General features: G+C 53.0%; 9 protein-coding genes. 3 read left to right on the top strand and 6 right to left on the bottom strand.

The window, feature by feature from the left end:
* The first annotated feature begins 1,493 nt into the window (after nucleotides 1–1,493).
* A complete protein-coding gene (locus ACR6AS_RS19475; RefSeq protein WP_111138340.1) occupies nucleotides 1,494–2,567 on the top strand; it encodes a RepB family plasmid replication initiator protein in 1,074 nt (357 codons plus the stop codon).
* A 1,253-nt stretch (nucleotides 2,568–3,820) separates the two neighbouring features.
* On the opposite strand, the gene ACR6AS_RS19480 is transcribed toward ACR6AS_RS19475, so the two are convergent.
* The 3 genes from ACR6AS_RS19480 to ACR6AS_RS19490 all read right to left on the bottom strand — a co-directional run bounded on the left by ACR6AS_RS19480 (nucleotide 3,821) and on the right by ACR6AS_RS19490 (nucleotide 7,739).
* Nucleotides 3,821–5,008, bottom strand: coding sequence for a diguanylate phosphodiesterase (locus ACR6AS_RS19480; RefSeq protein WP_111138339.1), 1,188 nt, complete (start codon nucleotides 5,006–5,008; stop codon nucleotides 3,821–3,823).
* Between the two features lie 203 nt (nucleotides 5,009–5,211).
* Nucleotides 5,212–6,996 carry an EAL domain-containing protein gene (locus ACR6AS_RS19485; RefSeq protein WP_434163530.1) on the bottom strand — a complete coding sequence of 595 codons (1,785 nt, stop codon included), beginning with the start codon at nucleotides 6,994–6,996 and terminating at the stop codon, nucleotides 5,212–5,214.
* Between the two features lie 518 nt (nucleotides 6,997–7,514).
* The gene (locus tag ACR6AS_RS19490; protein WP_111138337.1) at nucleotides 7,515–7,739 is read right to left on the bottom strand and encodes a DUF3606 domain-containing protein; all 225 of its coding nucleotides are present in this window, start codon (nucleotides 7,737–7,739) and stop codon (nucleotides 7,515–7,517) included.
* A 366-nt stretch (nucleotides 7,740–8,105) separates the two neighbouring features.
* Between ACR6AS_RS19490 and ACR6AS_RS19495 the strand changes: the two genes are divergently transcribed.
* On the top strand, nucleotides 8,106–8,345 hold the full coding sequence (locus ACR6AS_RS19495) for a transcriptional regulator (protein WP_111138336.1): 240 nt from the start codon (nucleotides 8,106–8,108) through the stop codon (nucleotides 8,343–8,345).
* Between the two features lie 175 nt (nucleotides 8,346–8,520).
* Entirely contained in the window at nucleotides 8,521–9,009 is a 489-nt protein-coding gene (locus tag ACR6AS_RS19500; RefSeq protein WP_111138335.1) for an Hsp20 family protein, read from the top strand.
* Nucleotides 9,010–9,055: 46 nt separating this feature from the next.
* Here ACR6AS_RS19500 and ACR6AS_RS19505 read toward each other — a convergent pair whose 3' ends face one another.
* From ACR6AS_RS19505 to ACR6AS_RS19515, 3 genes are all read right to left on the bottom strand, one after another.
* Nucleotides 9,056–9,847: a MerR family transcriptional regulator gene (locus tag ACR6AS_RS19505; RefSeq protein ID WP_434163531.1), complete on the bottom strand. Its 792-nt coding sequence runs from the start codon at nucleotides 9,845–9,847 to the stop codon at nucleotides 9,056–9,058.
* Between the two features lie 207 nt (nucleotides 9,848–10,054).
* The gene (locus tag ACR6AS_RS19510) at nucleotides 10,055–10,264 is read right to left on the bottom strand and encodes a CsbD family protein (RefSeq protein WP_111138333.1); all 210 of its coding nucleotides are present in this window, start codon (nucleotides 10,262–10,264) and stop codon (nucleotides 10,055–10,057) included.
* A gap of 171 nt (nucleotides 10,265–10,435) precedes the next feature.
* Nucleotides 10,436–11,653 carry a diguanylate phosphodiesterase gene (locus ACR6AS_RS19515; RefSeq protein WP_434163532.1) on the bottom strand — a complete coding sequence of 406 codons (1,218 nt, stop codon included), beginning with the start codon at nucleotides 11,651–11,653 and terminating at the stop codon, nucleotides 10,436–10,438.
* Between the last annotated feature and the right edge of the window lie 979 nt (nucleotides 11,654–12,632).

Below are 12,632 nucleotides of genomic sequence, written 5' to 3' on the forward strand. Positions count from 1 at the left end.
TTCAGAACGCACAGAACTGCCTCTCCGGCAAGAATCATGGTGCCACTCAGCCAGACCCGTATTCACTATGGTGATAGTCGTTAAATTCAATCAATCGATTTAAAGGCAGGGAAGGGAATGTTTGCACAAAACTTCTTTGTGCATGAAAAAGGGTTCAGTTCACTTCCTGCTGGCATTCAGTGCAACGATTTGATTTAAGCACTACTCAGATTGACGACTATACTTTCAGCGCAAGTGTTATTTTTCAGGTGGCCAGATTGTGGTGTCAGCGGCTTTTCAGAGAGGCGATGTCTGAGACTTACAAATCTGGACCGTCATACTTTTCTGATAGTGCGATGCTCGTCTGTGCTCAATTCTGTGAATTTCTGCTGATGCTCAGATGGGTTGCCATGGTTAATCCCGCTATGGAGCGTTCTGAATTATTAACAGCCATCACTGAGTTAGCTGAACGAAACGCGGCTATGCTCTGCACCCGACTAAATACTGGCAATCGTATCTTCTGTTACTTTCTGATATCTCTGATCTTTTGCAGGGATAAAAGCACCATCCCTTGTGCATTTCTGATTTTTGTTCATTAACCGTTACAAACAGAGGCAGAAATAACGTTTCCCGATGGTGTTTTCATCATGAAAATATATAATTTTAATCATTAAAATCAAATAGTTATGAAATTATTTTCATGGTGGAAAAAATGAAAACGCGCACGATTTCTGTTTAACGCCCTGTTTCTGTTTAGTGAGAATGCTGTGGCAGATGCCTGGCACACTCATCGTTATCAACTGTTTTAGCCTCTTTACAAAATTACCCGTTTCTCTCCTGTCAGACTGTTTTCTGCAGGCCCTGTGAGAGGGGTTGCTTCTGTGGTTCATTTTTAACGTCTGGTTTTTATCCCCGTTATCCACAGGCCAGATCCAATTGTTCGATCCTTAATAGATCAAACTGAGATCCTAAACAGATCCCTGCAGCGTCCCAGGCCTTGTCACATCACGCCTGAGAGGGGATCCGTAACCACTATAGCGAGAAGAAAAACCACTGTAGCGAGTGTAACAACCACTGTAGCGAGAAAAGCAACCGCGCTGGCGAGTGACGGATAACCACTGTAGCGAGTAAATGGTCTTTCAGCGTGTGGAAAAGCTTCTGTCAGGGGCTGTGTGGGTACTTTCAGAGGGCCGTTCAGGAGAACGGCTATTGACAGAACCTGGCGTGTCAGAAAGATGCGCAGTTTTCAGCCAAATATGTCGGGTTATCCACTGAATCGATCCAATCATCGATCCTCATAAGATCCCTGAAAGTTCCTGAGAGATCCCCGGCAGCCGCGAGGCACTGGTATGCCTGCCTTCGGGACATGTGACTAACCACTATAGCGAGCAAAACATCCACTGTAGCGAGACAATTAACCACTATGGCAAGTAGATTAACCGCTATAGTGAGTGATAGTATCCACTGTATCGAGTAGCGGCGGCTTTTGTCTGTTCACATCACGGATCTTCCCCATGCCAAGAAAAGAACCAGATATCCTGAACATAGCGGATGCGTTTAGCGAAACTGATAAACGCACGGGGGAGGTTGTTACGCTGACTCCCAACAGTAATAACACCGTGCAGCCGGTTGCATTGATGCGACTCGGCCTGTTTGTTCCTACGCTTAAATCCACCGCTCGCAGTCAGAAAAACCAGATGAACGCCATGGACGTGACCCAGGATCTGAAACAGTTATCCCTGGTCAGGTCTGAAGGCTATGACAACATCAAGATTCTGGGTGCGCGGCTGGATATGGATAACGACTTTAAAACCTGGGTGGGGATCATTCGGGCATTTGCCACGCATGAGTGTCTGGGAGACACGGTAACGCTCTCATTCGTTGAGTTTGCCAAACTCTGCGGTATACCCTCTGCGCGGCTCTCCTCGAAGCTCAGGAGCCGTCTGGATGCGTCGCTGACGCGCATCGCCTCCAATACCCTGACGTTTACCAGCAAAGGCGGCGAAAACTACACCACGCACCTGGTGCAGTCGGCCAAATACAGCATTAAAAAGGATACGGTCACGCTGCAGGCCGATCCCAAGATCTTTGAACTCTATCAGTTCGACAGAAAGGTTCTGCTGCAGCTGAAAGCCATCAATGAGCTGGCACGCAAAGAGTCTGCTCAGGCGCTCTACACCTTTATCGAAAGCCTGCCACCAAAACCGGCACCGATCTCCATGGCGCGTCTGCGCGCCCGGCTAAATCTGACCTCGCGCGTGATCACCCAGAATGCCACCGTCAGAAAGGCCATGGAGCAGTTAAAAGAGATTGGTTATCTCGACTACACCGAAACGCGTCGCGGCTCGTCAGTTTACTTCTGGGTCCACTATCGCCATCCAAAGCTGCGCCCGGCCGAACTGCCGCTCAGCAAGTCGGGCCTGATCGATGATGAGATGGATGAGTTTGACGATCTGGATATCGATCCCGACGTGATTGACGTCAGCCTGCCTGAACCGCTGCTCGCAGAGGAGAGCAGTGAGCTGGTTATGGTTTCGCGCGAGGAAATAGAGTTACTGAACAAGATCCGTAAGCAAAAGAAGCTGTAATGGCTATGCCCGGCAGGCGGCAGATCTTCCGTTATCTTTCTGCAACCACTGTAGCGAGTCAGGTTACTCGCCACAGTGGTTACCTCTGAAGCGTTGTCTCCTGAGCTTACTGTCGTCGATCTCTGTATCCCCGTCACACTGCGGCTCATCCGTTATCCTGATCGACAGGATGGGGCGAGAATTTTACTCGCTACAGTGGTTACTCACGGCTATCTGCAGGGTTGACGGTCTGGAAACCTCTGCTGTTTACTCGCTACAGTGGTTATTTTCTCTTTTCATGGGATTGCGGCGAGGCTGATGCGGTGCGTTTTGCGGTCCACAGGGGCACAAAGGAGCCTGTGCTCGTCCGGATAAACTCGCTATAGTGGTTATCTGCTCTGTCAGAGCATCTGAAGCCCTCATTCCTGTCCCATGATTAACTCGCTATAGTGGTTACCCGCTCACTTTTCCGACCAATCGCCTGTTTACTGCACGGATTATCGTGCTGGCAGAGTAAACGTTCTCGCTACAGTGGTTATCAGATGAGAACAGAAAAGCGCAGTTTACTCACCATAGTGGTTGTTATCATGCGATCGCTGTGATTGCAGCAGCCTCTTACCTGTAAATGTAAGCACTTACTATCATTTCAGGGCCTGTGTCATCGTTTTTTCACAGACTGTCACCTTCTTTTGCTGATATAGCACTACTCGCTACAGTGGTTAACCGTAACGGGTCTGATGCCAGTCCGGATAATGCCGGACACCCGGAGTGGCTCCGTAATACACGCTTTAATCGCCCGCCGAGGGGACGATGTGCCCGTTACCGCCGCATGTGCCGGTCGTTTCCGGTGTTCTCGCTATAGTGGTTATCAAAACGAGAAGCTTAGCTGACGATCAGTCCTCAGGCTGCCAGAACCGAGGCACAGAGGCTGACACGCTGTCGCTCGGTGCTGATATTACGCAATACCTTCCACATGCAGGCTCATATAAAAGGGCACTCGCTACAGTAAATATCTGGTGCATTATGATACCGGCGTCGATGAAAAGGCCCTCCGGGATCCCTTACGCCGCCGGACTGGACTACTCGCTACAGTGGTTATCTACAGGCATTAAGCCGCAGGGTGGATCCAGCATCAACGGGATCTCGTGACATGGTCACGCAGGAAAAAAGAGGGTGACATCGCAGTGCAGGTGGTGGGCGTGATGCAGTCTCTGGCTGCGGCTAAAAAAAGCGGCACTCTGATGTGCCGCTTTTCATGATGCGCAGAGCGAAGGTTACATCGCTTCCCGGTATTCCGGCCAGGCGACAGACTGCGCCTCGTAGCGACCCGCAGCCGCAAACAGTGTGCCCTGGAAGTTGATAACCCCAGCCGCTTCCAGCCACATCCACTCTTCAGCCTGAACGATGCCCGCCGCGATAACGGTGATCTCCAGCGCTGAACAGCATTTGATAATGGCCTGTACCACTGCCTGTTTAGGTCCGCTGCGATGAACGTCGCGGGTGATCCCGGCATCGATACGGATGCGATCAGGCTGAATATGGGTGAGCAGGGATAATCCTGCTGAACCGTCACCGAAATTGTCGATCGACAGGCTGATGCCGACGGCTTTCAGGGCGCGGACGGCGTCAGAGAAGGCCTCCAGCTGCGAAATCACGGCGGTTTCACTGACGCCGATCACAACCTGTTCAGGCACAAGTCCTGCCTGCTCAATCGCAGCCAGGATCTGCGTGACGGCATCGGGGATAATTACCAGCGTCATCGGCAGCAGACTGACGTAGAGCGTCATATCATCAGGACAGACTCTGCCGGCATGGCTGAAGGTCTGTTTGAGGGTTTCCAGGTCTTCGGCGTAAAGCGCATCGCCAGCGATCTCCCCGGACGTTGCCGGACGAACCGTGGTTGCTTCAATCGCCGTCACCCGACGGGCCAGCGGATCGACGACCGGGCGGAAGGTGACGCCTTCTGTTTCCGGACTCGACGCGGGCGCCTCATCGTGTTCGGAAATAAATTCCCAGTAACCCGGCGGGAGAACCTCGTAATAGTTCTCTTTTTCGCGGGACTCGACGAAGGTACGCAGGAATTGCAGTGCCCGATCATCATAGGTCAGCTGATATTTTGACGTCCCCTTATCCAGAACCGCCTGAAGCAGAGATGAGCGATCATGTTCGCGCAGGTCGAACAGTGACATGCCTGCATTACCGAAGCGGCGGTATGGCGCATAGTCACGCATCAGTTCTACGACATTATGGTGCCGGCGGTCAGCACAGATTCGCTCATAAACTGCGAGAATGCCCGCTTCCGGGCCTTCAAGCAGCTGGAAGAAGTGCGTGCCGTTGAAAAGCAGAATGCCGGTCACGCCGTGAGACGTATTGATTTTACTGGCATTATCGACCATCTCTGGCAGGGTTCTGACCGGAAAATCATCTGAAATATGGCTGCGATAAATTATAGTAGTTAACATGTGCAGCTCCTGTTCATATGGTTGTTGCGCACACGCTAACATTGTTCAAAAAATGTTTCATCCTTCTTTGCCGGATCCCGCACAGTGTGCACCACATAAGGCGGCGGTAAGCAAAGCGGCAAAAAAGGCGAGCCGGAGGAGCAGCAGGCACTATCCGTAACGCTACAAAACGATGCAACCGCAATCCTACGCGCCGTGTTGCATTAAATACACTCCCCCCGCAGCTTCCAGTGAAGCCACTGATCCAGCGCCTCCTCGTCTAACGGTTTCGAATAGAAGAAGCCCTGAGCCTGATCGCAGCCATATTCGGTCAGGGAGGCCACCGTATCCGTACACTCAACCCCCTCTGCCACGACGGTATAGTCCAGCTCTTTCAGCATGGCGATGATGCTGCGGGCGATGATGCGTGAAGCCGTATCGGAGGAAAGCTCACTGATCAGGGAACGGTCCAGCTTGATCACATCCAGCGGCATACGACGCAGATAGCTGATGTTGCTATAGCCGGCACCAAAATCATCGAGTGAAATCGTGAATCCCCGCTCTCTGAGCATCTCCAGCCCGCGCAGGGCGGTCGGGCTTTCCAGAATACGCTCTGTCTCAAGGCATTCGATGCCCAGCAGAGAAGTCGGCAGCTTAGCCTTCTGCATTTTACTTTCCAGCCCGGCGGCAAACCCTTCGCGGGCAAAGTCGCGTACGCTGACGTTAATCGTCAGTGGCAACTGAATGCAGTGATTCCGCAGGCGGCTGAGACGTTCAATGGCTTTATCGATAATCCACTCGGTCAGCACAGAGAGCAGGTCTGTCTGCTCAGCCAGCGGGATAAATGCGCCGGGTGAAAGTTCGCCCCGGCAGGGGTGTTTCCAGCGGATTAACGCCTCCAGTCCGACCGGCTTACCCTTCAGCAAACAGATTTTCGGCTGATAGACCATATAAAGCCCGATATTCTGACGCAGCGCGGTTTTAAGATCGGTCATCAGCAGGAAATCTTCTGAGCGCTGCGTTTCCGCCTCTTCATCAAAGCGCTGAGAGGGTAGCCCGCGGCCTACCGCTTCATTCAGCGCTGTGCTGGCCCGGCGCAGCACGTCAGACGCTGACATGCTGCCTGCCACAAAGCCCGCTTCTCCGGTATGCGGCGTAAGAGCAACAGAGAGCCCCTCATCAATGTCTGCGCTGATCCCTTCCAGACGACCGGCGACCCAGGCTGCGCTGAGCCGGCTATCCGCTCGCGTCAGAATGGCAAACCGGCCCGTTGCCACGGTGTAAATCATCTCGCCCACTGCCGGCCGCAGGCGCAGCGGCAGCAGGGTCGCCATATCTTTCAGCAGGCTCTCAACCGGACTCATGCCCATGGTGCGGGCCATCTCATAAGCGCGCGACATATCAATACAGTCGATCAGAACCAGGCGGCGCGGCGTGATATCCCCGGCAACGGCCATATACTGCAAATCACGGATCAGGCGCTGACGGTTAGGCAATCCGGTGACCGGATCGGTAAACCCTGCCGAATGCCAGGCTTCCAGAAAGGACATCACCAGGGTTGAGAGCAGCGTCAGTGTGGTGACCTGATCGCAGGCAAAGGCATGCGGTTCGGTGTCGGTCACGCAGAGTGTGCCAAGAATCATACCGTCGCGGGTTTTCAGAGGCACACCCGCGTAAAAGTGTATAAAAGGCGCACCGGTGATCAGCGGATGGGTAACAAAACGCGCATCGTGATAGGTATCGGGGACAATCACCGCGCTGTCACTGTCAACCACATGGCGGCAGAGAGAGTCCGCCCGCGTTGAACGCTGCAGATCAAAATTATGAGATGCGCGGATGGTCTGAAACTCATCATCCAGCACAGAGATAAAGCTGCCCGGGATCCCCAGGGCCTGACTGGCCAGCCTGACAAATTTGCGTAATACGTCATCGCGACTCTCGTCGGGATCACGCAGCGCCTGTAAGGCACGGCTTCGGCGCTCACTGTCGCCGTGTAAATGGTTGAGCATGTGTGTAAAACCCCCGCACCGTCTGATTACGGAGCGAAAAAGAAAACTGCCCGGAGCGAAATTTCATTCGGGCGGCAGGAAATAGTGCGTATTTTTTATTTTCATCAGGATGATAGGTGAGTGCGCGGCGGGTGTCTCTTATTATTTTCTTTAACGCAGAAAAGGGGGATTTACGATTCGAAAATTTAATCGAAGCAGGGTGATACGAATGACCGATGGTGATTTTATATTTGCAGGCTGAGTCTTCAGAAGTGTGAATATCTATTTCCTGTGTATGAACATTTCACATCCGGGCAGGTTAACAATAGCATTAACCCGGTTCCGACAGTAAAAATCCGGCCAGGTCAGACTGAGAATAGCAGGCCATAGGGGGCAGAAAAGGTAACCTGTTAAAACAGCAGGTAAAAGCCGGGAAAGCACTAAGGCCCGCTGAGCGTTTTGCTCCGCGTAAACCCGGCAGAGAGAGGGGCATCCACTCTGAGGCTGGCGTTAACACAGCGTGTCAGTCAGCAGACAGTTTAGCGTTTGATGCCATTCAGCGGCTGGGCCGGACGGCGACGTGGCGGATTCTGCGCCAGCCACGCACGTACCTGTTCTATCTGTGGCCCGTTTTCGCGGATTGCACGCGTCAGCCTCTCCTGTGTCGTGCCCAGTTCCTGTGTCCAGTAGGTGATTTGCCACTGTTCACGAATGTCGACCTGTGACAGATCGTCGGGTGAGCGACGCTGGATAGCGTGTTTCATTTATTTTCCTCCTCGGGTTGCAATGATTCGCCTGAAAAGAGGCTTCAGACGAAGCGCCCATCCTGATGAAGAAAGAAGCAGTGAGATAGCGGATTAATCCCTGAAAAGCGTTCCGGGCGAACAACAGGATAATTCCTGGCCCGCAAATTAAAACACTCAAACAAAATAGAAAAGTCCTCTTTAAGTCAAAATATACCGCTTCGCTTGTGACAGGATGTGGTGAAAATGGCTGACCTGAAATTTGACATTTATTTAAAATAGTCAATTATTCACTGGTCTTTTCTCTGACCGCTTTCGGATCGCTTCGCTTTACGTGATAACGCTGCTGTGATCGCTGGCGGTTCCACCCTATTGAAGGAGCGTTGTTTGGTTAATCGTCCCCCCCAGCCGCCTGTGGTTGTCCAGAGTAATGTGCGTGAACTTCGGCTGGCCGCCGGACTTTCCCAGCAGAGTGCGGCAGAACGTTTCGATCTCAGCCTGCGTGTCTGGCAAACCAAAGAAGCCGCAGTCAATCCGGCCTTGTTGAGTCAGGGCGAATATGAACTGTTGCTGTTGCTGGCCGGGCGTCATCCGCATTACGTTCTGGCACCGCAGAATAAAAAATAGGGGCTGCGTGAAGCTCTGATATTCACGCTCAGGATCAATCTCCGTCGGCAGGCGATAAAAAAAGTGCGCTTTGCCGACTTGAAAGCTGACCGCTTATCCCTATTCAGGGAGATGACCGGGAGAGTTAAACCGGTCAGATGAACTTTTGGATGAACCTGTTCAGGAGATTATCACTATGTCATTACAACCCTTCTCAGCATTCCCTTCACTGGCGGATTCTGTGTTTTCAGATCGCTTCAACCGCATCGATAAATTATTCAGTCAGCTGACAGGCGACAGTCCCGTTTCTGCAGCGCCCGCTTATGACCTGCAGCGTTTTGAGCATCATCGTTATGCGCTGACCGTGAGCGTACCGGGCTGGAAAGAGCAGGAGCTGGAGATCGAGCATCGTGGCGGACGGCTTTCCGTGGCGGGTCACAGAGAAAAAGACAGTCAGGAAACGTCCGGCGAACCCCGTCAGGAGGAGGGCGGCTGGATCCATCGCGGCATCGCCCGACACGATTTTCAGCTGAGCTTTTCGATTCCCGAGCACATGAAGGTCACGGGCGCCACGCTGGCGGAAGGCTTACTGAAGATCGACCTGTATCAGGAAATTCCGGAGAGCGAAAAACCGCGCCGCATCCCGATTGCGACCGACGGTCCGCGCACGCTTGAACATCAGTAATGCTATCCCGGGCGGAAACGGCTGAGGCTGTTCCGCCTTTTTTGATTTATGAGAAGAAAGAGGCGAGTCGTGGCCAGGTGCTGGTGGCTTTTGGCTTAACCGGCGACCGCAGCGCAGTATCGGTGCCCGTAAGCATGACGGGTTCACCTGCCTCAAGACTGGCGTGAAAAGCCGCTTTCATCTGGGCGCAGATACCATCGCCGCACCACATGAGGTGATGCTCAAAACGTTGTTGTGCCACGGCAGGAACGCCGGATGCTTCCGCAGCCACTTCCACCCGGAATCCCTGGCCGTTCAGCCGGATCGCTTCCATCCAGATTTCCGTTTCATCCGTGACGCTGACCGCCTCAAGAAACAGCGGCACGGTACTGCGTCGAAGAGCGCCCCGTGCCAGCTGTTCCCACTGCCTGAGCACCGCTGTATGAAAGCGCATCTGACGCTGCGCCGCACCTTCACTGAGATCACTACGCAGCCAGAGATTGAGCGGCCGGAGATAGCGATTAACGTAGTCATCGCTACAGTAGTCTGTGCTCATCATCTGCAGTTCACGTTCAATATCGGCGTCCGGATAGGAGGCCAGCAGCTGCAGCATATCCTCTTCGCGGCAGGCCCAGCCGCCAGGCAGCGTCACGCCGGGCCAGTTAAGCGCAGCGTGGATATCAAAAAGCGTATGGCCGCCTGACGTCATTTCGCGAACGCATAGCGCGCGCGTAAGCTGCTGGTCGGAATAGCCCGTTGCTCCTGGTGGTGTTATCAGTCCGGCCCGGCGCCAGCGGCGCAGAGTTTCGGGCAGAACACCGACAAGGCCACAGACGGTGTCGGTAGAGTGATGGGGCATAGTGGATATCCGAAAACTTAACGATCCCCGATTCAGGGAAGATGAGCAGATTATGCGCGTCGGGATTGAATAAAGAAACCATCATTTCCAAAATATTTGTCTTATTTTAAGACAGGACACAACATGACATTCAGCAGGCAGACAGAGAGGGAGAGCGGCGGGCAGGACAGGTGCCGGGCATAGCAATGCCCGGCGGCAGGTAACGCGTTACCACTGGTACTTATTAGAATCTTCCCAGTCTTTGACTTCTTTTTCGGCACGATCTTTTTCGTAGCCGTAGCGTTCCTGAATTTTGCCGACCAGCTGGTCGCGCTTCCCTTCAACAACGGTCATGTCGTCATCCGTGAGATCGCCCCATTTTTCCTTCACCTTACCTTTGAACTGCTTCCAGTTACCGCCAATGCGATCTTCGTTCATGGTGATTCTCCTGATTACGGTTTTTGTCCAGGGACCTGGTGGATATCTGTATTGCCTGATGGCTGTCAGATGGATCAAGCATGGCACAGCTTTTGCTTTTTGCAGCGAAGCGGTGTGAGCGGCATCAAACTCTGAGTAAAAGGGCGACGGACGGGAGAGGCTCTGACGCGATCAGACAGGACGACGGGCTGGCCAGTGCACTTCGGGCAGGGCGTTCAGCGCCGGGCGGGCAAACAGAAAGCCCTGATAGTAGCGAACGCCGGCACTTTCGAGCCAGAGCCACTCTTCTATTTTTTCAACGCCTTCCGCGATGACGGTAATCTCCAGCGCCTGGCAGCATTTCAGGATCGCCAGCACAATGGCCTGACGCGGGCCGCTGCGATGGATATCGGTGATGAGCTTACGATCGATTTTTACTTTGTCAGGCTGAAAATCAGCTAACAGAGATAAACCGGCAAAACCCGCGCCAAAATCGTCGAGCGCCAGACTGATCCCGGCGGCTTTGAGTTGCTTAACCGCCAGATGAAAGGCATCGAAGCGGGAAATAATCTCATCTTCCGTCACTTCAACCACGATCTGCTCCGGCCGCAGGCCCTGCTGTCTGATCTGAGCGATCAGGTACGCTACGGCATCCTCGATCATCACCAGTGACATAGGCAGCAGATTGACGGACAGGGTCTGCTCCTGCAGTCCCAGATGCCGCGCCAGCTGGAAAGCGTAGGTTTTGGAGTCGAGATCGGCCTGATAACGCTCATCTTCAGGCAGCCGGGAAAAATAGTCGGCGGGCGAAGATCCGCGCTGACCGCGAATCAACGCCTCGCAGGAAACAATCTGGCGGTTTGCAGTATCCACGATGGGCTGTAGGGCAAATTCGCAGTGCTGATCCCCTGCCGGCTGAAAGGCGGGTTGTGCCGGGGTGAGAGAGGGCGCGATCAGCGTCCATTCGCTGGCAGGATCGATTTCGATAAACGTCTCTTTGTCCCGCCCTTCAACGAAAGACCGCAGGAACTTCACGACTCTGTCATGCCTGATCCGCTCATCACTCAGCGTGACCCGTTTTAGCAGGGCATCAACTACGTCGTGTTTCGGATAATCGCGTAGATCGAACAGCGCCATTCCGGTATCACCAAAGCGACGGGCAGGCGCGTAGTCCCGCATCAGTTCAATCAGGTTAAAATGGCGATCGTCCGAACTGATGCGCTGGTAAACCCTGTTGACATTATCAACGCTGCCTTCCAGTACCTGAAAAAAATGCTGACCGTTATAGAGCAGGATCCCGGTGACATTCGCCTCGGCATTTTTAACGCTGGCGCGCTCTACCAGTGCTTTTAACCGCTCTGGCGAGACAGAACCCGCAAGCTGGCTACGGTAGATCAGGGTGGAGAGCATAAGCGGACTCACATGGCAGATAGCGACCGACTAAACATATCACAGAACTATCGCGTCTTAAGGGCAGAGCTGTGGCCATTGTACGATTCTGCCTGCCGTATCAACAGAAGCGAACAGGCAGGTGATCTGTCAGTCCGGTGTAAAACAGCAGATAAAAAGGTCAGGCAGGGAGAAAAGCCCCTGCAAAAGCGGGGGCAAACAGCGGTAAAATCACATTATTATTACGTCACGGCATCCCTGGTGAGGCGCCGGTCAATCGGGCAGGGCCTGATTATGACCCACTTTCTATTCCCCGCACCATGCTGTTCTGGCTGGCTTTTACAGCCGGTAACGTTCAGTTTTCCGGCAGATTCGGGAAATTCATTGCAATTCAAATAATTACTGACCGGGCGGGACGACGCTGGTTCAGCCTGTGAATCATCAGGTTACAAATCAACCACTTTTCCAAATGGCAACTCTTTTCCAAATGGCAACTCAACCTAACCCACCGGGCAGGGATGGCGACCTGGCGCATTCAGGAGAATTCCTCACCGTAATCGGAAAAAGTGCCCCCTGTTCAGAGGGGGCAAGGGTAGGAGTCAGAACACGCTGTAAAAAATGTGGATTTCTTTACAGCGCCATTTAAAGATAGGGCAAAACCGCCTGAGATGCCGCTGCGGTTAGCCCTTTTTTTCATGAGCGTGCAAATCGTTCAAAATTTAATCATGGTTAAAGTATTTCAAAATCAGTAAGTTAATCTGTTCTGAAAACGATTTCTAAGATTTGGATTAAAGTCTGCCTGACACTGCCGCTTCGGCTATCGCTGGCCACAATCTGCCTTCATTTCCGCATCCATTACCAATTAAGCGTACAGACCTGATCCCTTCCACTGTTTATCAGCACAGTGACTTCCTGCTTAGAGGATGCCCCTACCCAGGTGTAAGTTTCGGGATCATGAGATCCAGACCGCATTCAGGGAAGCGATACGGCGCGATGACGT

The organism is Pantoea phosphatilytica (genome assembly GCF_051025615.1).
In the GTDB taxonomy this organism is placed as follows: domain Bacteria; phylum Pseudomonadota; class Gammaproteobacteria; order Enterobacterales; family Enterobacteriaceae; genus Pantoea.

Bases quoted from the DNA above. Each gene is read 5' to 3' on its own strand.
- ACR6AS_RS19480 (WP_111138339.1), bottom strand. From the start codon at position 5,008: ATGTTAACTACTATAATTTATCGCAGCCATATTTCAGATGATTTTCCG.
- ACR6AS_RS19510 (WP_111138333.1), bottom strand. From the start codon at position 10,264: ATGAACGAAGATCGCATTGGCGGTAACTGGAAGCAGTTCAAAGGTAAG.
- ACR6AS_RS19485 (WP_434163530.1), bottom strand. From the start codon at position 6,996: ATGCTCAACCATTTACACGGCGACAGTGAGCGCCGAAGCCGTGCCTTA.
- ACR6AS_RS19500 (WP_111138335.1), top strand. From the start codon at position 8,521: ATGTCATTACAACCCTTCTCAGCATTCCCTTCACTGGCGGATTCTGTG.
- ACR6AS_RS19515 (WP_434163532.1), bottom strand. From the start codon at position 11,653: ATGCTCTCCACCCTGATCTACCGTAGCCAGCTTGCGGGTTCTGTCTCG.
- ACR6AS_RS19505 (WP_434163531.1), bottom strand. From the start codon at position 9,847: ATGCCCCATCACTCTACCGACACCGTCTGTGGCCTTGTCGGTGTTCTG.
- ACR6AS_RS19490 (WP_111138337.1), bottom strand. From the start codon at position 7,739: ATGAAACACGCTATCCAGCGTCGCTCACCCGACGATCTGTCACAGGTC.
- ACR6AS_RS19475 (WP_111138340.1), top strand. From the start codon at position 1,494: ATGCCAAGAAAAGAACCAGATATCCTGAACATAGCGGATGCGTTTAGC.